Below are 21,931 nucleotides of genomic sequence, written 5' to 3' on the forward strand. Positions count from 1 at the left end.
GCGTCTKTWTATAGMYCGCCCAATTTGAGAACCGTAGTTCGTCTCCGGGTCGTCATCTCGGCATGGATTGCCAAGAACACAGGGGGACTTGAAGAGCGCCATCCATGGCACTGGATTCCGGCAATCCATGCCGGAATGACGGGTATGTAAAACTATGGTTTTCTGATTGGTCGCTGTTTAGCAGAGTGGGTGATTTAATTTGGCTAATCGTGTTTGCGTTGAATTTGAAGCGAGAAAACCATTCTTTTTTTTGCGTGATTGCAAGTTTTGTCATACATTTTTTGCATAAAACCATAGTATTAATAAGTTAATTGTTTTCTTGCTTTTTTAACGTATTGATTAATCGATGCTTATTTCTTGTGGGCTGATAATGATAAGCGCCCCGGTTTTGGCATTATTAATGCGTTAAGTGCTGCACAATTTATTGGTGGACATCGGTGTTGAGCCAGGCCCAGCAAAATACCGGCTGATAGATTGCTTCATCACTACAAAAGTTTAACGCGTTTAATACTAAGCTGCATAGTGTGATTTTATGTTGGCAGCTTAGCGTAGATTAATTTTTTGTAGTGTTTTGTTGAATTCACTTACAAGGCAATACGATGAAAAAAACACTATTAATCATGGCATTAAGTTGTTACGCGTCTCTTACGCAAGCAAGTACTGCGTATGGAACGTTGAACAATTTTGATGCTGTTAACGATACCGGAGTAGAAACTCATGGTTTCGAAATTGAAATTGACGATGTTAGAAGTACGTCTGTGACTTATACCTATGACTATAACCATTACGGTCATCCCGTTATTACCGAAGATTTGAGCGACCCGTTACACCCGAAAACGTTTGTGCGTTATGAGAGTAAGAAAACGGCAAACGGTGCTTATGCATCCTACACCGCAGTACCTAAAGGCTCGTTTCCAGTCACTAACGGTCATCAATGTACCAATCCCAGTGTTAATGAAGGCTGTGAGCATTTTGGCGTGGGTTACTATGGTGCCGGTGTTGTTAAATACAATTGGTTAATCGATGATCCATTACATCCAGGAACATTGATTCATGGGCCAGCAGTACAAGTAGGTACGCCAACGTGGACGTATGTACCTCCTGCACAAGCACAGCCAGCACAAGTGATTGCGGTGATTCCCGCGCCTCCTGCACCTATTCCACCGAAAAAGCAATATGGTAAGCCGTCTTGGGTAAAGGTAATTAAGACTAAAACGCATAATAATAAAGACGTTGCGTTAGAGGAATTAATCAGTGATGACAAAGATGGTGACGGTAAAGATGATTGGACTAACGGTGAAGCAGCCGAAGTTGAAAGTGAATGGTACTTATTACAAACCAATTCTAAAGGCGATAACAAAAAAGACGAGTTAGCCGCTAAAAAACCAGATGAGTTAAAAAATGGCGATGAAAAAGTGACGCGTCGCTACGAATTTTATAAGTATAAAGGTAGCGCTAAAACCATTGATGGTGAGAATGGCGAAGCGATGTGTGACGAAGTCGCCGCTGATGATTTACACGGTGTAGGTGTTGTTGATGTGACCGATGCTGGTGGTAATTCTTATCCCTGGGATTGTTCTACAGAGGAGTTAATCGGCGACTACACCGGCGCGCAAATGGCTGGATTTGCTGCTGAAGCCCCCTTAGGGCTTATTGAGCATATTGAAGATGGTAAAGTGAACAAAGCCTATACCGACAGAACGGTTGTGGTGGGCGGTAATACACCTTATGTCACTGAGGTGACGGGTAATTTTCCTTTAGGATTAGAGATTGATTCAGCGACAGGCGTGTTATCAGGTACACCAACAGAGTCTGGTGTGTTTGCTTTTAAAGTCAAAGCAACCGATAAGGATAACAACGTGGTGAGTAAAGACTACACGATTACGATAGAAAGCATACCACCAACAATTACCACTGCTGTACTACCTGATGCGACGGAGTTAGCCGCTTATTCGCTACAGCTCATAGCGGAGGGGGGAACTGAACCTTATCAATGGCGAATCAATGCGTTACCTAGCGGTTTAAGTTTAAGTCCCAGCGGTTTGTTGTCGGGTATTCCCGATAAAGGCACGGCGGGTGTACGTTCAGCAACTTTTACCGTAACCGATAAAGCCTTAAAAACCGCAAATAAAGCGCTGACGCTGAAAATCTTGGCTGCTCCGGTTAAGCTGGGTGACATTGACGGTGATGGCGATATTGATATTTATGATTTGAAATTAATCAAACTCAAATTTGGACAAGCCGTACCGGCGAACAGTGTGTACGACTTAAACGGAGATTTAAAAATCAATATTGTTGATTTGCGCAAAGCGGTAAAACGTTGTACCAAAGCAAAATGCTTACCTTAAATCCGGCTGATGCTCATTTATACGAGGAAATAACAATGAATAAATTTTTATCAACAGCCGCATTAACGTTATGTTGCTTATTTTTTTACCCTGCGCAAGCGGCAACGTTATCGGTGGACATGGTTCCTGGGGCCGGTATTGACAGCTCGTTAGCAACTACTAAAGGTGCCAATTTCGCAGTTAATATTTTCATTAATGATGTTAAAGATTTGGCAGGATTTGAGCTTGAGCTTGCATTTGATAACTCAGTTTTAGCGGCTACGAGTATTGTTAGTGCTGGTTTATTTGGTGCAGACACGTTTTTAATCAGTGATGCGATAAGCGCAGGTAAAATTAGTTTTGCAGAATTATCCTTAGCGTTTAGTGGCAATGATTATGCAAGTGATACGCTGTTAGCGACAGTAAGCTTTAAAGTTTTGGCGGCAGGTGTCAGTCAAATTGATTTGCTAAATGTGTTATTAAGCGATGCTAACGGTGATGTAATTCAACCATTAACGTTACATGCGGGTCATGTTACGGCAACTGACATTGGTATTGTTCCGTTACCCGGTGTTGCGTGGTTGTTTGGTTCAGGCTTGTTGGGCTTAGCCAGATTGGCACGAAAAAACTAAGTTAAGGTCTTGGTTTTGCGGTGTTAACTTGGGTAACCCGTTAACACCGCATAATACGTTATTGTTTTAGCTCAATAGTAAAGGCTTCTATCATGCCTTGCCTGTGGTTGGCATTTTTGAGGCGACATAAATGCGATGGTCGATAATAATGGGCATGGACAATTGTCTACCTGAACCGGCTAATTTTTGTTCGGCAACGAGCAAACCGTCTTTGGCTCTGACGCCATAAATCGTGCCGTGCTCGCCTATATCCACTAACCAGACTATGGCTTCGTTGCCAATATGAGTCGTTAAAACAGGAAATGATGGGTGGCTGCGGAACATCTTTAACGCATTGACATGATTAGGTGCAGGAAAGCGCCAAAGTTCTTTTTAACGTTGGCTTGCCAGTGCTTAAGCTGACCGTTAATGCGACTAAACCGGCTGAATTCGTGTTGTCTGCGCTAAAGGTTGGAATAATAACAATCGGCATGCCGTTGTCTTGCGTAACGACGGGCTGAGTCACAATCATTCCGGCCCAACTTAATTTACATAAGTCAGTCGGTGAGCCGCACAGTTTAGCAACTTGCAGGCGATCATATTGAATCCCTAGATGCTCTGCATCAATCAAATAGGCGCCGCCATCTTTACCGGCTTGGATAATCACCGATTGACCGTTATGTAACTGTAGTTTTACCGGTGTGTTAGCGCCTAAATCGTAATCCATCCACGCTAAACATTCCCAAAAATCCTTATCATCACATTCATGATACGGCGGTTTAATAGGGAGATTACCGGGTGCTAAGCGCGGAATAAATAAATTTTTGCAAGAGGCTAAACACGCTTCACTAGGTTTAACGGGATTAAAATTAGCGCATAACGTTGCATCGCAACCCGCATCGAATTGTAAACCCGGCTTCATTCTGAGCAAGGCATTGGCATAATCTTTCCGAGCTAAGTCAACTTGACCATTGCCGGTTGTAATCAATAATTCACTCTCCTCGCCCTGGCCGGTAATCGCAATGCCGGAGGGTGTCCAGATGCCGCCGCCACATACCATTTCTTGGGTACCGTATTCCATTTTGACAGGACATTTGGCTTCGGGAGTTGTGAGCAATACGTTTTTTATTGCATGGTCTACTCCGTGGTCGCGCCAGTCGGTTAAATCAACTTCAAACAGCCAGCCGTGAAAGGGCTGCACATCGCTGGCATTACCAAAGCCTAAGTAGATTAACGGATGCTGCTTAGCATCCGTTACCCTCTTTAACGCAGCATGGGAATAGGCATGAGCTGGGGCAAAAGTAACCTGTGCGTTGTCATCGGAACTAGGCTTGCTAGCACTCAGCGTTAAAGGTTGAAAGGCGTTGTTTAGTTTGCCAGTGGTTAAATCAATAACCAGTAATTTATGGCTATTACGGGTTCCGTGATCTAAGGTCTGGTACGAAACCACTAATTGGTCTGCAACAATAATCGGTGTCGCAATTAACTCGGCTTCTTGCCCTGGGACGACTGGAAGTTGTAACTGCCATTCTTCTTGACCATTATCAGCATTCAGTGCGGAAATTCTGCCATTTTCTGTCGGTACGATAATATGAGGCTGTTGAGCGGCATCTTTGTACGCTAATGGCGAGGCAATAATGCTGGCGGAATAGGTTGTCGAAGGATGTTGTTGAGTAGGAAAAGCAGGTGTTAGTTTTAGTGAAACAATTTTGTTAGTCGGTGTATGTGTACAGGCGAGCAACAGACCGATGCTTACGATTAAAAATGCATAAGTCAATACGCGGTGGATAGCGGTCATGATGGGTAAAGGTAAAAGTTAGTTTTGGTAAAAAAATTTTGAAAATCACGTCAAATTCTTCTTGGCTTTTTGCTAATGCGAGTTCTGCATGGTCTTTCGTTAAACCTAGCGAGTCGGTGATAAGGCTCATGTCTTTGATGTTGCCTAGGCTGTATCGATTGGCTATACGCACAAGAGACGCGACGGCTTGGCAAGGGCTTTCAAGTTCGGGTGTCGTATGTAAGCGTATGCTTTCAATAATGATGTCCGGTAAGCGCCATAACTCAGCTAATGCGGCGCCGGCTTCATAGTGATTAAAACCTATGATGGAGGTTTCTAGCTCAATTTCTTCTGCGTCGGTATTGCTTTGTTTCGCTAATAAAACCGAGCGTGCAAGCTCCGGAATGCGTCTAAAAAAGACTAATTGTCCAATATGATGTAATAAGCCACAAACAAACAATTCTTCCGAGGATTGTGCTTTTAAGCAGGCCAGCTCTTTGGCGATTAAGCCGCAATAAAGGCTTTTTGCCCAAAATTCTTGCATGGATATTATGCCACCTGGCATGGTTGAAAACTTATCAATAATGATAGCGGCTAAAACTAGGTTTTGCAGCTCTGTTGCACCTATTAAACTCACGGCGCGCTTTATATTGACTATTTTAGAGGCAAAGCCGTAGAACGCGCTGTTAACAATTTTTAATAATTTAATCGTTAATGCGGGATCTGTTTCAATCACTGCCGCAGCGGCTTCCATTGATAATGCTGGATTATCAATCACTTTTTGTAGCTCAAAATAAATATTCGGCGGCGTGGTTAGCTGTAAATCGCCTTGCAATAAGTCTGAAATCTTTAATGAGTTTTGAGAGTTAACCATATCAATCTAGTCACTTTCCGAGTGTAAATAGTAGCTACTGCCAACACCGCGTCACTGCCTTAAGCTACTTTGGAGTACAAAGCTTGCTTTATGCGGTGTTTAAACCCGTGCAAGGCAAGCCTTGCACTCCGAAAAACGGCTACTTAAATGCTTAATTGTGGGCAGTGAACACCTCGTAGGAACTTTATGCCGTCGGCTAAAGTTCATATACTTTGAACGGTCTAGTTTTCGTTATCTTGTATTGTCGTAGTGCGCTGTGCGCACCTTTTTTTATTGATTTTTAATGATGTTAGAAAGGTGCGCACAGCGCCCCTACCTAAAAACCGAAAACCTGACCGTTTAAGGTATAGTTTACGCTTATAAGCAAACATTGGTGAAATATTACGCTTCTTTGTTTGATTTAGCGCGGTAGATGTCGTGTATGTTGTAAAAAATTAAGAATGATTTAATAATCCCTTGGTCGCTTTGCGTTAAAATAAAGCGTCTTAAACCGTTTGGAAGTGCGCGATGAAAACAACGCAGATTAACAAGAGCTTGATTATCATAGGCGAAAGCGACCTTGCCTATGCCGAGACTTTAGTTAACTGCTTAACTGAACAAGGCTATCCTAATGTCGCGATAGCTCAGGATGGTCACAGCATTTATCAATTACTAAGGCCGCATTATCGGCAACCCGAAAAAGTGGGTGCGCTTTTGGTTAATGAAAACCTGCCAGCCTGCCAATTTCATGAACTCTGCTTGTCGCTTGCGTGCACGCCAGATGCTTATGCGGTGCCAATTACAATTTTAGGCACAATGCGACAGTCCGCTCTTGCTATGCAATTGGGTAAACAATATGAGATAAGCCAATTGAATGGCATGATTCATTTTTTAAGCCAACCTGTTCAACTGAACGAGCTATTATCAGCATTACGTTTTCAATTAGCGATTAAACATGAGCGTCAGCAACGTTTGGTGAACGAGGCATTATTGTCTAGTGAACTGGCTGAACGCAAAGTGATTGATGCCAAGTTAAAATATTTAATAGCCCATGACGAGTTAACAGGCTTATTAAATCGGCAAAGTTTTGAGCGACATATTGCCACGTTGATTAAGCGCAATCAAAAATTACCCAAGAATGGTGCGCTGTTATATCTTGATATTGATAGATTTAGTTTAATTAATGAGCTTGAGGGTTATGAAACGGGTGATCGCTTATTAATTGAAGCCGTTACCCAGTTAAGAAGCTTTGTCACAAAGGCCAACTACTTAGCGCGTATTGGCTCAGATGAGTTTTGTCTTTATTTGGATAATGTCAGTCAGCATGACGTGCGGCAGTTTGCTGAAAGCGTAAGACGTGCTTTAGATGATTTTAAATTTTTTGTCGAAAATGTGGTTTATAACGCGACAATATCAGTAGGTATGGCGTATTTAAATAGCGATAAACCCATACGACATCCCAGTGAACTGATTGCACGCGCACGACAGGCGTGTCGGTTAGCAAAAGAAAATGGCCGTAATATGTGCTGGGAATACAATGATAATGACAGTGTGTTATCAAAACGACACTCCGATGCGTATTGGACGCCATTAATTCGCCGTGCCTTGTTAGAGTCAAAGTTTTTGCTACTCTATCAGCCTGTCGTTGATTTAATCCAAGAGCGGATTTCTCATTATGAAGTCTTATTGAGAATGATAGGCGATGATGCCGGTGATATTATCGGGCCAGCAGAATTCATACCCGTTGCTGAGCGCATGGGGTTAATTCATCATGTTGATGCGTGGGTTGTCGAAAACGCGATTGATTTTTTAGCAACGCTGCCGGATTTTATGGGGCATGTGTCGTTAGCGGTTAATTTATCCAGTTACGCATTCCAAGACCAGACCTTGTTAACCACGATAAAAGATAAGTTAGAGAGTACTTGGGTAGACCCTAGACGCTTGATGTTTGAAATTACCGAAACGTCAGCAGTTGATAATTTTGAGCAAACACGCAATATGATTGTAAAAATCAGAGCATTAGGCTGTAAGTTTGCGTTAGATGATTTTGGTGCCGGTTTTTGCTCATTCAGTTACTTGAAAAAATTCCCAGTCGATTTTATTAAGATTGATGGGCAGTTTATTCAAAATTTAGTTGATGATGAGACCGATCAAGTCTTAGTCAAATCAATTGTTGAGATTGCGGCAAAGTTGGGTAAGAAGACGATTGCCGAGTATGTTGAAAATGCTGCTTTAGTCAGAAAACTGCAAGATATTGGTATAGACTTAGCGCAAGGCTATTTCTTTGGTTCCCCTAGCAGAACCCTACAACCGTCTAGTACGATTTCAATTGAGGCGCTTATTCTTAATGAGCATATCAATTATCGAGGTATTCTTAATCCGTTTATGCGATAGTGGCTTTAAACTAAATTGATATGCAGAACGTCGACAGTACTCCAGACGTTTTCAATATAGTCTTCATCCATAGTCGGCATACCACTTTTGAATCCATTCTACCAGTGTTTTAGCGACATTAGGGTAGGTGACATGGACTGCGTGTTTATCATCTAACCAATGTTCAACGGCTGCTGCGTTTAAATCCTGCATCACATGACCGAAGCCTAGTTCTTTTAATGCTGTTGCATTAGAGATTTGCTCCATTTGCGAGTGTAATGGCTTAACTAAGATTTTTTGGCCTAGTTGCAATGCTTCACTGACCAGTTCAAAACCGGCATTGGTGATAATCCCGGTAGCATCATATAAATCCTTTTGAAATGCCGTTCTCGATAAGGGATTGCAGGTAATATGAGAATACGTTGATACCGTTAATTCAGGGCTATAAATATGAAAATTATAGTGTGGATAGGCTGAAAGTAATTGAATAACCTGCTGCGTGTCTTCAAAAGGCAAATAGACAATAATTTTATTGTGAATAGTTGTGGTCGGTGGGGTAGGGGTTTCGATAATAGGAGGCAAGATGGGTTGGCCAAAATGATGCCAATGCAAACCTACGCTAGTATCCGCAGGGGCAAATAGTTTCATGACTCGGTTAGCAATGGGGTCGCCACCGGCTCTAGGGATATTGTGGTTAAACGCGTATTGATGACCAATACCTAACGTGGGTATTTTCCGACGTTTTTGCTGCCCAAGCGGTAACGGGTTCAAAGTCGGTGATGACTAAATCATAGACTGATAAATCCAGTGTATTAATATCTTTACAAAAAAGTGATAGGTTTGGTGTCACGCGCCGTTTTTAGATAACTGACTTCACCTTTATGGGTATGAAATGTGAGTCCGGTACGCAATTCGTAGCCATTAAAAACCTCCATATCAAAATATTTTTCTTCAGGTCGACCGGTAAATTGAAATTTTACTTCGATACCGGCAGCGTAAAGTTCTTTTGCCATGACCCTGGCGCGCGTGATGTGTCCATTGCCAGTACCTTGAACGCCATAAAAAATTTTCATTATAAGATTTGTCCTAAACTAATAGCTGCGGTACCGACGCCTAACACAACTCCCATTAAAGTATCCGTTGGAAAATGTACGCCTAGCACTACGCGTGAAAATGCGATTAAAGCCGCCCAGCAATAAAGCGGTATCATCAGTGATGGAATGAAATAACCGACTAAGGTTGCCATCATAAAGGCGGCAGAAGTATGGCCGGATGGAAAACTGAATTGGTCGGCCGGTGTAATAACGCTACGAAAATCTTTTAGTGCGGCCTCGGGTCGGTTGCGTCTAAAACCATTTTTCAAAATAAAGTAAAGTGGTCTTTCCATTAAAAAACGCCAATAATATCGCGTGCAAAAAAGGGCTAGTAAAACCTTCGGACATCCAGAGTAAAACGATGGCCGCAATGTATAGTTGACCGTCTCCAGTTTTGGATACGGAGCGGCAAAAATGCGTTAATGTGCCATGAATCCTAGCATTAATCAGCCAAGTAAACATAAATACATCGCATTTATGTATAGAAAGCAATAGTTTCATTGTCGTATCCTCTCACCAACGTCATAAAAAGCGGGCCGCTATTATGACAAAGAAAAGCCTCGATTTTGAATTTTTAGTTATAGTTATAAAAAACTAGAAGGTAAAGATTATAGGTCTTGTGTGACAGCAAGATTAAGCAATGTTTACCATTTCGTGACAGCAATTCGAGAGCTTGGGTTGATTGTTATGGTTGTTATGTGTATAGGTCAAATTTTGCGTAATACCTTGTCCATCCATGACATAGGCAATAAGCGTTTTAATATTGCCATTAAATACGTTGGAAATGTCACGTAATAACGAATTTTAGGGTGTTTGGCTTCTAAGGCATGAATTAATTTTTCGGCTACCGCTTCGGCAGGTAAAGTAAACGGTGCTACGGGACCTTCTTTTTGTAAACGAGCTTCTATTGCTTGGTAAGTTTCTTTATGAAAACTATGTTCAGGATTGATATTCCGTTGATAGAGCGCAAAGGCGTTGCTTCTAAACGCACTTATAATGGGGCCAGGCTCGATTAAACACACTTGGACATTGACGCCGTGTAATTCTAAACGCAAGGTGTCAACTAAACCTTCTAAGGCAAATTTAGATGCGTTATAAGCGCCTCTATACGTCATGGCAACAAACCCTAATACTGAGCTGTTATAAATAATCCGGCCATAACCTTGTTTGCGCATGATGGGTAAAACCAAATTAGTTAACTCATGTGTGCCAAAAACATTGGTTTCAAATTGAAAACGCAACACATCGCGGCTTAAATCTTCAACTGCGCCGGGTTGGCCAAATGCGCCATTATTAAATAGTGCATTTAATGTCCCGCCAGTCAAGCTTAATGTTTCGGCTACCGCCGCTTTGATGCTAGCACTATCCGCTAAATCAAGCATGATAGTGGTAAAACCTTCTTGACGTAAGCGCTCTACGTCAGTTGGGTTACGTGCGCTCGCAATGACAAAATAGCCGCGCGCTTTTAATAGCTTGGCACACGCATAACCGATACCGCTAGAGCAGCCAGTAATTAAAATAGATGGGTTGGTTGGCATAAGGCTATGGCTTCAAATCGGTTTCGTTGTAATAAAAGCTTTTACCACTTCGACAGTCCACCAAAAAAACTAGGTTTGTTGCGGTACTTTTTTCATTTAATTCAACAGCTTCAACTCGGGTGCATTGCTGTGTCGCTAGCGCTTTATTGGCGGCAAAACGGCGCAAGCGTTCAATTTCTGGCAAGCGATTTTCGTATTGCTTAACTAGCGAGCTAAGTTTATTAGGCTTATAAGGAGGGATAGAAAACGGTGAAAATTGACTTGGATTGGCTTTAATCAATTGCTGATTAGTTTCTGTTTCAACAGCGGCTTGTTGTTCTACAGCCAATTTGCGTAGCGCTTCTTGTTGTTGCTCTAAACGCTGTTTTTCGAGCTTAGCGGTTTCTTCTAGTTTCTTTAATTTTTCTTGTCTTTGCACTTCCTCAAGGTTAACAACGTTGCCTGTTTTTAAGTCGACGGCTTCATTACTGACGCCATCGCTGCACGGATGGGACAGATAAAACTTTTTTTGCCATCCGCACCGGTACATTTATAAACTTCAGCATAAGAGGTTGACATTATGCCGAATAGCAGAAAATAAAAAAATTGTTTCATATTACACAGCTCTGTTTTTGTTGTTTTTATTGCCTCCGCTAATCATAGTAATGTTGTCATGTGATTGCAAATTCTTAGCTGAGCGAATGAACGGGCTTTTGTGTTTTTAGCAGAAGCAGTGGCATATTATTTGTTTTTATAGCGGTTAATGTCACGAAAGCATTATCAATCTAATCCAATAAGTTCTATGACGAAACTAAAAAATGTTACGATTTAAGCGAGGATTTGCTTTTCGATGGTTATAAAATCTAGTTAAGTTGTTTAGTTGTTTTAGTGGTTAATCACTGTTACTATTTGTTTCCTCGTCATTTTTTAGTTTATCGAGAGTGTATTGTATTAATCAAGGAGATACGTGCTATGGCAAAAACCATACTTATTGTTGATGATTCGGCTAGTTTTAGGCGGGTAGAAGCAATGGCGTTAACGGGGGCGGGTTATGAAGTTGTCGAGGCTAGCGATGGTCAAGACGCGTTAAATAAATTAAGTCAACTTAATAATCAAAAAATTCACCTGATTATTTGTGATATTAATATGCCTGTTATGGGCGGGATTGAATTTGTTACTCGTGTAAAACAGCTTGCTAGTTACAAGTTTACCCCGGTGATGATGTTAACTACTGAAGATTCTGATGCCATTAAGCAAGAAGGGCGAGCCGCAGGGGCTAAAGCATGGATGGTGAAGCCGTTTAAATCTGAGCAGTTGTTAAATGCGGTATCAAAGCTAATCTTGCCATAGGCGGGTGTGATATGGGCGCTGTTCGTCTACCTGATGATTTGACTATTTATCAAGTTACTGAAATTAAAGCGATATTATTAAAAGCGTTACGCGAATATGAGCGTAGAAACACTGCAATTGAGTTAGATTTTTCTAATGTTAAAGAATGCGACGGTGCGGGTGTACAGCTTTTATTAGCATTGTCGAATTCAGCGGCGAAAGCAGGCGCGACAGTTGCCTTGCATTCGGTACCTAAGCCGCTAGCAAAGTTGTTGGATGATTTACAATTATCCAGCCGTTTTTTGGTCAACTCGTAAGGTTGCGCTATGAGTGCAGATTCAAAGCTTTATGCTGATGTATTAAGTACTTTCTTTGCTGAAGCTAAGGATATGCTACAGCAAATGGAAGATGCGTTACTGAGTCTTGAAGATGACCCGGATGACAAAGAGACTATTAATGCGTTGTTTCGAGCGATTCACACCATAAAAGGCTCTGCGGGTTTATTTGAGTTAAACGATGTGGTTCAGTTTACTCATAAAGTAGAAAGCGTGCTGGATAGACTACGCAACGGCGCGCTTCCTTTCGAAGCTAAGCTCAGTGATGTTTTATTAAAAAGCGCTGACCACATTTTTTTGATGTTAGAGTATTTGGAAAGCAAAAGCACGGATGAAGCTAAGTTGGCTTTGTTAGGTATAGAATCTAAGGCATTAGTGGAGCAATTAGCCGAGTATCTTGAGCATGATACGCCTATTAAAGCGAAAGAAAAAAATGAACCTACCCAGAATTTAAAGCCTAAAGTAGGCACTTGGCATATTTCACTTAGGTTTAGTCAAGATGCTTTTCGCAATGGGTTAGATCCCATTAGTACGTTGCATTATTTGCTTAATTTAGGCGAAATTACGACTATTTTTGCTATTGATGACCGTCTACCCGATTTAGAGCTATTAGACCCAGAAAGCTGTTTTTTGGGCTTTGAAATACGCTTATTTACTGCTGCGCCTCAGCATGACATCGAGGCAGCGTTTGAGTTTGTTCAAGATGATTGCTCATTACGCTTATTCCCTCCAAGTGGCCCCGAAGTTGACTTTGTCTCGTTAATTAATGAATTACCTGAAGAGCCTAGGTTAGGCGACATCTTGGTTGAATGCGGCGCGGTATCGCGCAGAATCGTCGAAGAGGCGATGCAAGAGCATAATAACTCACCGCAGTTAGCAAATGCGCCACGCTTAACCATCGGTGAAATTTTAGTGGCGAAAAATACCGTTACCCCTGAAATTATCGATGCGGCATTAAGTAAGCAATCTAAAATGCGGGAAACGCGTACTACGGATAACAGCTCGCGTTTTGTTCGTGTACCAGCCGATAAATTAGATGCGTTAATTAATTTGGTCGGCGAAATGGTTATTTGTAGCGCAAGTGCGGGGTTATTGGCACAAAACGCACAAAATTCTTCGATGCTTGAGGCCACTCAACAAATGAGTAGACTGGTTGAGGAAATTCGAAATGACGCCTTATCGTTACGAATGGTTTATATCGGTGAGACATTCGGACGCTTTAAACGTGTTGTGCGTGATGTCGCTAGCGAATTAGGCAAAAAAGTCGAGTTAGAAATCATTGGCGCCGAGACAGAATTAGATAAATCGGTGGTTGAAAAAATAGCGGATCCATTAATGCATTTAGTGCGTAATTCGCTGGACCATGGTATAGAGCTGCCGGATGTGCGCAGTTCAATAGGAAAAATACCTACTGCAAAAATTTCTTTATCAGCCCATCATGATTCTGGGCATGTTGTTATACGCGTCATCGATGATGGGTGCGGTATAGATGGTGAAAAATTAGTTGCAAAAGCTCGTGAGCGTGGCCTAATTTCACTGAATCAACAGTTTACCGAGCAAGAAAAACTCAATTTAATATTCTTACCAGGCTTTTCTACCGCTGAAGTGGTCACTAACTTATCGGGGCGAGGCGTCGGTATGGATGTGGTAAAGAAAAATATTGAAGCGTTACGTGGTCAAGTCGTGCTTAAAAGCACCGTCGGTGTGGGTACGACTATAGAAATCCAGTTACCTCTTACGCTGGCCATTATTGATGGCTTTTTAGTTAAAGTTGGTATGTATACTTACGTGATTCCACTACAAGCCGTTGTTGAGTGTGTCGATGCGGATAATAGTAAACTGCTAAAACATAACCGGTGGTCAGGTAATTTTGATTTGCGCGGTGATGTTTTGCCGTTTCTTGAACTGCAAGAAATTTTTGCGATTGCCAATGACATTCCAGAGCGGCGTAGTATCGTTGTTGTTAAAAATAATGACAGCTTAATAGGATTGCTGGTTGACCAGTTACAAGGAGAATATCAAACCGTGATAAAGCCGTTAGGAAAATTATTTAAAAATCTACGTGGCGTTTGTGGGTCTACTGTACTAGGCTCTGGTGAAGTTGCGTTAATCCTTGACGTGCCAGCTTTAGTGAGGGTTGCAACAGAAAATGAGCATGAGCAACACAATGTAGCTGTCGTCGATAGACAGGTGTTGGTGCATGCAAATCAATAAAGGTGAATGTTAGGAGATGACAATGAATCAAATGAAAAAATTCTTGGTTTGATCAAGTGTTAGGGCGTTCTGAAAAATTACAGCAAGCCGCTAGGTTTGAGGATATGCAAGGCCAAATCGCGGCGGTTAATCGGTCGCAAGCGGTGATTGAGTTTACTATGGATGGTAAGGTTATTACCGCTAATGATAATTTTTTAATGACAATGGGCTATAAGCTAGACGAAATACAAGGTCGTCACCATAGCATGTTTGTTGATACTGCTTATCGCGACAGCATCGAGTATCGTATGTTTTGGGATAAATTAGGTCGTGGTGATTATGATGCTGGGCAATATAAGCGTATTTCGAAAGGAGGTAGTGAGGTATGGTTGCAAGCATCGTACAACCCAATTCTAAATCGCGATGGTAAACCATTCAAAGTTGTCAAATACGCAACTGACATTACCCGACAAAAACAACAAGAAATTGCGGCACAACAGGAAATTACTACCATTGTTGCGCAAGCGATTCTGGGAGATTTTTCTCGTCGCATGAATAGCGAAGGTAAAACAGGTTTCTTAAAGCAATTAAGCGAGAGTATGAACCAACTGACTGAAATGACAGAGCAGGGTTTAGGCGATGTTGTTAGGGTGTTAAGCGCGATAGCGTCAGGTGATTTAACGCAACGTATTGATAAAGACTATGCCGGTGTGTTTGGGCAATTGAAAACTGATTGTAACGCAGCCTGTGAAAAATTAGCGTCGATTATTAATGATGTACGCAATGCCGCCGATGCGCTTAATTCTGCTTCAGGGCAGGTGAGTTCGACAGCGCAGAGTTTATCGCAATCGGCGTCTGAGCAAGCAAATGGGGTTGAACGAACCACCAGCTCAGTGCAGGAAATGTCGAGTTCGGTGGCTCAAAATACAGAAAACGCGAAAGTGACCGACACCATGGCGTCTCGCTCTGCGCAAGAGGCTGTGCAAGGCGGCGATGCGGTTAGTCAAACAGTGACGGCAATGAAACAAATAGCCGGTAAAATTGGTATTGTTGATGATATCGCATATCAGACTAACTTATTAGCGCTGAATGCCGCCATTGAAGCCGCACGTGCCGGTGAGCATGGTAAAGGTTTTGCGGTGGTAGCAACCGAAGTGCGTAAGCTAGCTGAGCGCAGTCAAGTTGCGGCTAAGGAAATCGGCGAGCTAGCCGGCAACAGTGTTACGGTAGCTGAGCAAGCTGGAAAACTGCTGGCTGAGATGATTCCCTCTATTCGCAAGACATCTGACTTAGTGCAGGAAATCGCCGCAGCGTCTCAAGAGCAATCACTGGGTTTAAATCAAATCAGTAACGCGATGACGCAATTAAATTTAGTTACCCAGCACAATGCCTCGGCATCCGAGGAATTGGCCGCTACTGCCGAAGAAATGTCAGGTCAAGCCGAGCAGCTACAAACATTAATGGAGTTTTTCTTGTTGCCCGATAATAATCGAGCCTTAGCGCGTGATACGTCTAAATTACCCTCCCAATATGCCAAAGCGTTACCGGCCAGAGCTGGGCTGCGGCAATCGCCCACACAAATTGATGAATCGTTATTTAAAAAGTTTTGAGATAGCCGCTTATGGATGCCCAAGCTTTTCATGATAGTTCGATGCCGACGTATTTGGATGATAAACAAGCCAATGAAGAAGGTGCGTTACAATTTCTTATTTTCAGCTTGAATGATGCGTTGTTTGGCGTAAATTTGATGCTAGTAAAAGAAATAAGTCAATACGGTATTGTGACTATGGTACCTCTTATGCCAAGTTATATTAAGGGCGTCATTAATTTACGGGGTTCAGTGATACCGATTATTGATTTATCAGCTCGTTTCAATCATGGAATCACTACTGTTAATAAGCGTAGCTGTATTGTTATTTTGGATATTACTCAAGAGGGTGAATCGAATGACATAGGCATCTTAGTCGATGATGTGGCTGCGGTGTTAAAAATAGAGCAAACTCAAATCGAGCCTGCCCCTGCCTTTGGTGCAAGCGTGCGTAGCGAATTCATCGCTGGCATCAGTAAATTTAATGAGCGTTTTGTCGTTTTGTTAGACATTGCCAAGACGTTGCCGCTTGATGATTTAGCGGATATATAGAAGTGCTTTAGCTGATTTTAAAGTCAAAGCATCAATTTTAAATACACTAAAATAGCTTTGTTATCTTTTAACATTTTTCATAGATTGTAAGCGACCGCTAGCTAATCAGATGGAATTTAACGATATTAGCGACCGTGAATACGCGGTAATTCGAGAGCTGCTGTATAGCCACACGGGTATTTCCTTAGGGCCAGGGAAAAAAACATTGGTTATAAGTCGCTTATTTAAACGTTTGCAAGCTTATGAACTCAGTTCGTTTGGTGAGTATTTTGCTGCGTTGAAGACTGAGCGCTTTCCAGGTGAATTAGAACTTGCTATTGATTTATTGACGACTAATGAAACCTATTTTTTTAGAGAACCCCATCACTTTGACTTGCTAAAAAAACTAGCCGAGGGTTCGCCTAAAACCTCCTCTTTTCGCGTTTGGAGTGCTGCCTGTTCTAGTGGTGAAGAGGCGTATAGTATTGCGATAACGCTACAAGAAATAAGACGTATGAGCTTTAAGTTGGACTGGGACGTGCGAGCGTCTGATATTAGTCGGCAAATGCTAGAGCAGGCCAACTCTGGTTTGTATGACATAGAGCGTAGCGAAACGATTCAAGAAGATTTATTAAAGCGGTATTTTTTAAAAGGTACGGGGCGTTATGAAGGGTTGATGTTAGTCGCTCGAACATTGCGCGACAATATACAGTTTGCCCGAATTAATTTAATACAGCCTTTGCCCGAATTAGTCCCTTTTGATGTTATATTTTTGCGCAACGTTTTTAATTTATTTCGATACCGTCACTAAACGCCGAGTAGTTGGCCAAATCCTGACAAAATTAAAACCAGATGGCGTATTATTTGTCGGTAGCGCAGAAAGTTTGGGTGGTGTGATTCCGGGGTTGGTTAATATAGGGCCGGGTGTGTATCGCCAAGACAGGCGTAAATGAAGCATTAGGATAGATAGATGATAAAAGTATTAATCGTGGATGATTCAGCGGTTGTTCGGCAGGTATTGTCGTCAATATTAAGCAAAGACCCGCAGATAAAAGTGATTGCTACCGCCAATGACCCTATTATTGCAAAAGATAAAATGGCGCAGGAATGGCCGGATGTCATTGTTTTAGATGTAGAAATGCCGCGTATGGATGGCATTACTTTTTTAAAGCTGATAATGGCAGAACATCCTACTCCAGTTGTGATTTGTTCGTCATTAACGGCACAAGGTGCTGAAACAACGTTGCAGGCAATGGCGGCAGGCGCGGTTTGCTATGTGACTAAACCTACGCTTGGTTTAAAAGGTTTTTTAGAAGATTCTGCGAAAGAGTTTATTAATACTGTACGCACCGCTGCGCTGGCTAAGCCTAAGCGGTGGGTTGTTACAGGGCAGCCTGCTAAGCCTAGTCTAACAAGTGTCGCTTCAGCCCCGATAGCAGCCCTTGCACAGACTACTGAGAAAATCATCGCTATAGGAACTTCGACAGGCGGTACTCAGGCGTTAGAAGTTGTCTTGACGGCATTACCTAGGGTCTCTCCGGGTATTTTAGTGGTGCAACACATGCCGGAAAAATTTACGGCATCATTTGCTGAGCGCTTAAATCGCTTATGTGCGGTTGAAGTGCGTGAAGCAAAAGAAGGTGACAGAGTGATTCCTGGGACTGTATTAATCGCGCCGGGTGGTTTGCATATGCGCTTAAGTCGCAGTGGTGCGTATTACTATGCTAATGTTTTTGATGGGCCGCCGGTGAATCGCCATAAGCCTTCGGTTGATGTTTTATTTAAATCGGTTGCGCAGTTTGCCGGTAAAAACGCTTTGGGCATTATTATGACTGGAATGGGTGATGATGGTGCGCGCGGTTTACGCGAGATGCATGAAGTCGGTGCGCGAACGGTAGCGCAAGATGAAGCCAGTTGTGTGGTGTTTGGTATGCCTAAAGAAGCGATTAAACTGGGTGCTGTTGATGCCGAACTCCCATTAACATTAATAGCGGATGAGATTATTCGTTACACTCGATAGTCAGGTATTACTTGTGCTGGCACGGGTTGCGGTTAACGTGTTTTTGGGGTGCATCCTAATGATGACGTGACCGGCGATTCTTGATCGTAAAAAACTACAGCTTGGTAAATATAAGCTTTCTTTCATTTGTTGGCTACACACTTTAAGACGGTACAGCTTAGTAAAAGCAACGTTATCTCGGCTAGGCAACTGCTCCTGCGTTGCTCTAATACATGCCATTCTTGGCATTAATGGATTGCCGAGATCCACGACTGCAGGACGCAGGAGGTAGACAGAAAACTGCTCCTGCGTTTTCTGCATTTACCACATCCATGTGGCTTAGCTATGCAGGAGCTGTTGCCGAGAACACACGGATGTGCTTGGCGCTTTGCCATCCATGGCGCCTGGATTCCGGCAATCCCTGCTGGAATGACGATTTAGCATTACTGACTAAAAGTTAAATCTGTCCCGCTTTAAGTTGGTAGCCCATTTGTTTATTAAAGGCTATCAACTTAAGTAGGGACAGGGCATTGTCCCGCCTAAAGAGCATAACCTTTATTAAACAACTTCGACGGGTTATTTGCCATTTGTTATAATGCCTGGCTATGTGCGTTATTGCTATCAACTTGAAGCTTTTTTCTTGTATTAAAAACATAGCGAAAACAGCTTTCAAGTTTTGGTTAAAGACTTAACTTAAGCGCGTACGATAGTACTAGCAGCACAGCCTATATGGCGGTCTTGGCGGTAACTTATGAAACTAGGATTGATGTTTGAAGGCTAAATGACTAACTTCGCTAAAGAAATTATTTCGGTAAATCTCGAAGACGAGATGAAGCAATCGTATCTCGCTTATGCGATGAGCGTTATCGTTGACCGAGCCTTGCCCGATGTCAGAGATGGATTGAAGCCCGTACACCGGCGCGTCTTATACGGCATGAGCGAAGCCGGTAACGATTGGAACAAACCTTATAAGAAATCAGCACGTATTGTCGGAGATGTGATGGGTAAATACCATCCACACGGTAATATGGCGATTTACGATACGATGGTGCGCATGGCGCAGCCATTCTCGTTACGTTATATGCTGATTGACGGGCAAGGCAATTTTGGCTCTGTAGATGGTGACCCACCAGCGGCCGACCGTTACACAGAGGTGCGTTTAGCTAAAATTTCTCATGAATTATTGGCCGATTTGGAAAAAGATACGGTCGATTTTATCCCTAACTACGACGATTCAGAAGTTGAACCTCAAGTCTTGCCGACACGAGTGCCAGCATTATTAATGAATGGCTCGTCTGGCATTGCGGTGGGCATGGCGACCAATATCCCGCCGCATAATTTAGGTGAAGTCATTAATGCTTGCTTAGCGTTGTGTGATAACCCAGCGTTAACGATTCCTCAGTTAATGCAGTATATTCCAGGGCCTGACTTTCCAACTGCCGCGATTATTAATGGCGCTTCTGGTATTTATAAAGCCTATGCGACAGGACGCGGTAAGATTTATATTCGTGCGCGTTGCCACTTCGAGAATATCGGTGATAGCAGTCGACAAGCCATTATTGCTACTGAATTGCCTTATCAAGTGAATAAAGCGACGTTGCAGATAAAGATTGCTGAATTGGTTAAAGAAGGCAAGCTTGAAGGTATTTCGGCGATTCGTGACGAGTCAGACAAAGAAGGGATGCGTTTAGTCATAGAATTAAAACGCGGAGAAGTGCCTGAGGTTGTGCTGAATAATTTGTATAAGCAAACGCAATTTGAGTCAGTGTTCGGTATTAACATGGTCGCGCTGCAAAATGGCAGACCTCACTGCATGAATCTTAAAGAGATTATCAGTGCGTTTATTGATCATAGACGTGTTTGCGTAACGCGCAGGACATTGTTTTTATTGCGAAAAGCGCGTGAGCGAACCCATATTTTAGAAGGTTTAGCGATTGCATTGGCGAATATCGATGCAATGATAGCCTTAATTAAAGCGTCAGCAAGTCGAGAGCAAGCTAAGGATGCATTATTAGCCCAAGCTTGGGAAGCCGGATTAGTTAAGGCCTTGTTGGATAGAGCGGATGCTGATCGTTCTCGGCCAGAGGGCTTGGATGCTGAATTAGGTTTGCATAATGGCTTGTATCAATTGTCAGAAATCCAAGCGAAAGCGATTTTAGATTTGCGGTTACACAGCTTAACTGGCTTAGAGCAAGATAAAATCGTTGATGAATATAAAGCCTTGTTAGCTGAAATTGACGGCTATTTGCACATTTTATCCAGTGAACAGCGCTTACTAGAGATTATTCGTGAAGAATTAATGGCGATTCGCGATGAATACGGCGATGCAAGGCGCACTGAAATCGTACAAGATCAACAAGACTTAACCGATAGCGATTTAATTACCGAAGAAGATTTAGTGGTGACGGTATCGCATGAAGGTTATGTTAAAGCGCAGCCCTTAAGCGATTATAAAGCGCAAAAACGTGGTGGTCGTGGCAAGTCGGCGACCGCCATGAAAGAAACCGATTTTATCGATAAGCTTATCGTTGCCAATACTCACGATACGATTTTATGCTTTTCGTCCTTAGGTAAAGTTTACGGTTTAAAAGTCTATCAACTGCCGGTAGCTAGCCGTACTGCGCGGGGCAAGCCATTTGTGAATCTGTTGCCATTAGATGCAAATGAAAAAATTAACGCCTTATTGCCGATACGCGAGTTTAGTGAAAACAAATTTATATTTATGGCGACTTCTGCCGGTACGGTGAAAAAAACACCGTTAACCGAGTTTGAGCGTCAACCTAGCAATGGCAAGTTGGCTATCAATTTACGTGATGGCGATAGCTTAGTCGGCGTGGCAGTGACCGATGGTCAACAAAATGTTTTATTGTGTTGCAGCGCGGGTAAGGCGGTTTGCTTTAATGAAGCTGACGTGCTTTCAGTAGGTAGGACGGCGGCTGGCGTGCGCGGTATGCGTTTACAACAACAGCATAAAGTCATTTCGCTGATTATTGCGACTGAAGGGACGGTGTTAAGCATTACTGAAAACGGTTTTGGTAAGCGCACAAAATTAGAAGAGTTCACATGTCATAAACGCGGTGGTCAAGGTTTAATCGCGATACAAACCTCGCAACGTAACGGCTCTGTCGTCGGTGCGGTGCTAGTCAATGAGCATGATGAAATTATGTTGATTACTGATGGCGGTACTTTAGTCAGAACGCCTGTGGATGGTATTTCGGTCGTTGGCAGAAATGCTCAAGGCGTAAAGATTATCCGCTTAGACAATAATGAAAAAAGTGATAGGCGTTGACCGTATTGCAGGACTGGCAGGGGTTGACGATACCAATAATGATGATGAAGAGCTCAATGACTTGGCCAGTGATGCCGAGCCAGATACTCAGACGCCAGAAGATGGAGAAGAATAA

General features: G+C 42.6%; 21 protein-coding genes and 1 pseudogene. 12 read left to right on the forward strand and 10 right to left on the reverse strand.

Translation table 11 applies throughout. The annotated features are described in order from the left end of the window. Nucleotides 1–52: 52 nt before the first annotated feature. Nucleotides 53–274 carry a hypothetical protein gene (locus VZ94_RS25450; RefSeq protein WP_131655450.1) on the reverse strand — a complete coding sequence of 74 codons (222 nt, stop codon included), beginning with the start codon at nt 272–274 and terminating at the stop codon, nt 53–55. 325 nt (nt 275–599) lie between these two features. Between VZ94_RS25450 and VZ94_RS02165 the strand changes: the two genes are divergently transcribed. After that, the gene (locus VZ94_RS02165; protein ID WP_045777985.1) at nt 600–2,348 is read left to right on the forward strand and encodes an Ig domain-containing protein; all 1,749 of its coding nucleotides are present in this window, start codon (nt 600–602) and stop codon (nt 2,346–2,348) included. 35 nt (nt 2,349–2,383) lie between these two features. Then, nucleotides 2,384–2,959: a cohesin domain-containing protein gene (locus VZ94_RS02170; protein ID WP_157844832.1), complete on the forward strand. Its 576-nt coding sequence runs from the start codon at nt 2,384–2,386 to the stop codon at nt 2,957–2,959. Between the two features lie 90 nt (nt 2,960–3,049). On the opposite strand, the gene VZ94_RS27730 is transcribed toward VZ94_RS02170, so the two are convergent. Genes VZ94_RS27730 through VZ94_RS02180 form a run of 3 tightly spaced genes read right to left on the reverse strand, consistent with a single transcriptional unit; the run spans nt 3,050 to nt 5,589 of the window. Continuing rightward, nucleotides 3,050–3,283 carry a hypothetical protein gene (locus VZ94_RS27730; RefSeq protein ID WP_052700122.1) on the reverse strand — a complete coding sequence of 78 codons (234 nt, stop codon included), beginning with the start codon at nt 3,281–3,283 and terminating at the stop codon, nt 3,050–3,052. A gap of 19 nt (nt 3,284–3,302) precedes the next feature. Then, nucleotides 3,303–4,736: a PQQ-binding-like beta-propeller repeat protein gene (locus tag VZ94_RS02175; RefSeq protein ID WP_239649562.1), complete on the reverse strand. Its 1,434-nt coding sequence runs from the start codon at nt 4,734–4,736 to the stop codon at nt 3,303–3,305. Further along, nucleotides 4,651–5,589 (reverse strand): HDOD domain-containing protein, encoded by a 939-nt coding sequence (locus tag VZ94_RS02180; RefSeq protein WP_052700124.1) that lies wholly within the window; start codon nt 5,587–5,589, stop codon nt 4,651–4,653. The genes VZ94_RS02175 and VZ94_RS02180 overlap by 86 nt, the downstream gene beginning before the upstream one ends. Nucleotides 5,590–6,096: 507 nt before the next feature. Between VZ94_RS02180 and VZ94_RS02185 the strand changes: the two genes are divergently transcribed. Then, nucleotides 6,097–7,962, forward strand: coding sequence for a GGDEF and EAL domain-containing protein (locus tag VZ94_RS02185; RefSeq protein WP_045777987.1), 1,866 nt, complete (start codon nt 6,097–6,099; stop codon nt 7,960–7,962). A gap of 63 nt (nt 7,963–8,025) precedes the next feature. On the opposite strand, the gene VZ94_RS02190 is transcribed toward VZ94_RS02185, so the two are convergent. From VZ94_RS02190 to VZ94_RS02205, 5 genes are all read right to left on the reverse strand, one after another. Next, entirely contained in the window at nt 8,026–8,712 is a 687-nt protein-coding gene (locus VZ94_RS02190; protein ID WP_239649563.1) for a glycosyltransferase family protein, read from the reverse strand. Between the two features lie 50 nt (nt 8,713–8,762). Then, entirely contained in the window at nt 8,763–9,014 is a 252-nt protein-coding gene (locus tag VZ94_RS27735; RefSeq protein ID WP_239649564.1) for a glycosyltransferase family protein, read from the reverse strand. Next, nucleotides 9,014–9,328 carry a phosphatase PAP2 family protein gene (locus VZ94_RS27740; protein ID WP_239649565.1) on the reverse strand — a complete coding sequence of 105 codons (315 nt, stop codon included), beginning with the start codon at nt 9,326–9,328 and terminating at the stop codon, nt 9,014–9,016. Before VZ94_RS27740 ends, VZ94_RS27735 begins: the two co-directional genes overlap by 1 nt. Before the next feature lie 414 nt (nt 9,329–9,742). Further along, on the reverse strand, nt 9,743–10,573 hold the full coding sequence (locus tag VZ94_RS02200; protein ID WP_045777988.1) for an SDR family oxidoreductase: 831 nt from the start codon (nt 10,571–10,573) through the stop codon (nt 9,743–9,745). A 4-nt stretch (nt 10,574–10,577) separates the two neighbouring features. Next, a complete protein-coding gene (locus VZ94_RS02205; RefSeq protein WP_052700125.1) occupies nt 10,578–11,102 on the reverse strand; it encodes a hypothetical protein in 525 nt (174 codons plus the stop codon). Between the two features lie 422 nt (nt 11,103–11,524). On the opposite strand from VZ94_RS02205, the gene VZ94_RS02210 reads away from it, so the two are divergent. From VZ94_RS02210 to VZ94_RS02240, 8 genes are all read left to right on the forward strand, one after another. After that, entirely contained in the window at nt 11,525–11,902 is a 378-nt protein-coding gene (locus VZ94_RS02210) for a response regulator (protein WP_045777989.1), read from the forward strand. A gap of 11 nt (nt 11,903–11,913) precedes the next feature. Next, entirely contained in the window at nt 11,914–12,198 is a 285-nt protein-coding gene (locus VZ94_RS02215) for an STAS domain-containing protein (protein WP_045777990.1), read from the forward strand. A gap of 9 nt (nt 12,199–12,207) precedes the next feature. Continuing rightward, entirely contained in the window at nt 12,208–14,430 is a 2,223-nt protein-coding gene (locus VZ94_RS02220; RefSeq protein WP_045777991.1) for a chemotaxis protein CheA, read from the forward strand. A 56-nt stretch (nt 14,431–14,486) separates the two neighbouring features. After that, complete coding sequence (locus VZ94_RS02225; protein ID WP_052700126.1) at nt 14,487–16,019, forward strand: methyl-accepting chemotaxis protein; 1,533 nt, start codon at nt 14,487–14,489, stop codon at nt 16,017–16,019. Between the two features lie 11 nt (nt 16,020–16,030). Next, on the forward strand, nt 16,031–16,549 hold the full coding sequence (locus tag VZ94_RS02230; RefSeq protein ID WP_204369016.1) for a chemotaxis protein CheW: 519 nt from the start codon (nt 16,031–16,033) through the stop codon (nt 16,547–16,549). Between the two features lie 109 nt (nt 16,550–16,658). Further along, nucleotides 16,659–17,339 carry a CheR family methyltransferase gene (locus VZ94_RS02235; RefSeq protein ID WP_204369017.1) on the forward strand — a complete coding sequence of 227 codons (681 nt, stop codon included), beginning with the start codon at nt 16,659–16,661 and terminating at the stop codon, nt 17,337–17,339. Beyond that, nucleotides 17,290–17,481 carry a CheR family methyltransferase gene (locus VZ94_RS32620; protein WP_204369018.1) on the forward strand — a complete coding sequence of 64 codons (192 nt, stop codon included), beginning with the start codon at nt 17,290–17,292 and terminating at the stop codon, nt 17,479–17,481. The genes VZ94_RS02235 and VZ94_RS32620 overlap by 50 nt, the downstream gene beginning before the upstream one ends. A 17-nt stretch (nt 17,482–17,498) precedes the next feature. After that, on the forward strand, nt 17,499–18,548 hold the full coding sequence (locus VZ94_RS02240) for a protein-glutamate methylesterase/protein-glutamine glutaminase (RefSeq protein WP_045777992.1): 1,050 nt from the start codon (nt 17,499–17,501) through the stop codon (nt 18,546–18,548). Here the strand turns inward: VZ94_RS02240 and VZ94_RS02245 are convergent, their stop codons facing one another. Further along, a complete protein-coding gene (locus VZ94_RS02245) occupies nt 18,549–18,848 on the reverse strand; it encodes a hypothetical protein (RefSeq protein WP_131655451.1) in 300 nt (99 codons plus the stop codon). It abuts the gene before it with no gap. A 460-nt stretch (nt 18,849–19,308) separates the two neighbouring features. On the opposite strand from VZ94_RS02245, the pseudogene gyrA reads away from it, so the two are divergent. Beyond that, nucleotides 19,309–21,931, forward strand: a pseudogene (gyrA, locus tag VZ94_RS02255) (DNA gyrase subunit A).

Source organism: Methylocucumis oryzae (assembly GCF_000963695.1).
GTDB classification, from domain to species: domain Bacteria; phylum Pseudomonadota; class Gammaproteobacteria; order Methylococcales; family Methylomonadaceae; genus Methylovulum; species Methylovulum oryzae.

Bases quoted from the DNA above. Each gene is read 5' to 3' on its own strand.
- VZ94_RS02205 (WP_052700125.1), bottom strand. From the start codon at position 11,102: ATGTACCGGTGCGGATGGCAAAAAAAGTTTTATCTGTCCCATCCGTGC.
- VZ94_RS02170 (WP_157844832.1), top strand. From the start codon at position 2,384: ATGAATAAATTTTTATCAACAGCCGCATTAACGTTATGTTGCTTATTT.
- VZ94_RS27735 (WP_239649564.1), bottom strand. From the start codon at position 9,014: ATGAAAATTTTTTATGGCGTTCAAGGTACTGGCAATGGACACATCACG.
- VZ94_RS25450 (WP_131655450.1), bottom strand. From the start codon at position 274: ATGACAAAACTTGCAATCACGCAAAAAAAAGAATGGTTTTCTCGCTTC.
- VZ94_RS02210 (WP_045777989.1), top strand. From the start codon at position 11,525: ATGGCAAAAACCATACTTATTGTTGATGATTCGGCTAGTTTTAGGCGG.
- VZ94_RS02200 (WP_045777988.1), bottom strand. From the start codon at position 10,573: ATGCCAACCAACCCATCTATTTTAATTACTGGCTGCTCTAGCGGTATC.
- VZ94_RS02180 (WP_052700124.1), bottom strand. From the start codon at position 5,589: ATGGTTAACTCTCAAAACTCATTAAAGATTTCAGACTTATTGCAAGGC.
- VZ94_RS27730 (WP_052700122.1), bottom strand. From the start codon at position 3,283: ATGTTCCGCAGCCACCCATCATTTCCTGTTTTAACGACTCATATTGGC.
- VZ94_RS02240 (WP_045777992.1), top strand. From the start codon at position 17,499: ATGATAAAAGTATTAATCGTGGATGATTCAGCGGTTGTTCGGCAGGTA.
- VZ94_RS02235 (WP_204369017.1), top strand. From the start codon at position 16,659: ATGGAATTTAACGATATTAGCGACCGTGAATACGCGGTAATTCGAGAG.
- VZ94_RS02245 (WP_131655451.1), bottom strand. From the start codon at position 18,848: ATGCAGAAAACGCAGGAGCAGTTTTCTGTCTACCTCCTGCGTCCTGCA.
- VZ94_RS02230 (WP_204369016.1), top strand. From the start codon at position 16,031: ATGGATGCCCAAGCTTTTCATGATAGTTCGATGCCGACGTATTTGGAT.
- VZ94_RS27740 (WP_239649565.1), bottom strand. From the start codon at position 9,328: ATGGAAAGACCACTTTACTTTATTTTGAAAAATGGTTTTAGACGCAAC.
- VZ94_RS02185 (WP_045777987.1), top strand. From the start codon at position 6,097: ATGAAAACAACGCAGATTAACAAGAGCTTGATTATCATAGGCGAAAGC.
- VZ94_RS02175 (WP_239649562.1), bottom strand. From the start codon at position 4,736: ATGACCGCTATCCACCGCGTATTGACTTATGCATTTTTAATCGTAAGC.
- VZ94_RS02165 (WP_045777985.1), top strand. From the start codon at position 600: ATGAAAAAAACACTATTAATCATGGCATTAAGTTGTTACGCGTCTCTT.
- VZ94_RS02215 (WP_045777990.1), top strand. From the start codon at position 11,914: ATGGGCGCTGTTCGTCTACCTGATGATTTGACTATTTATCAAGTTACT.
- VZ94_RS02220 (WP_045777991.1), top strand. From the start codon at position 12,208: ATGAGTGCAGATTCAAAGCTTTATGCTGATGTATTAAGTACTTTCTTT.
- VZ94_RS32620 (WP_204369018.1), top strand. From the start codon at position 17,290: ATGTTATATTTTTGCGCAACGTTTTTAATTTATTTCGATACCGTCACT.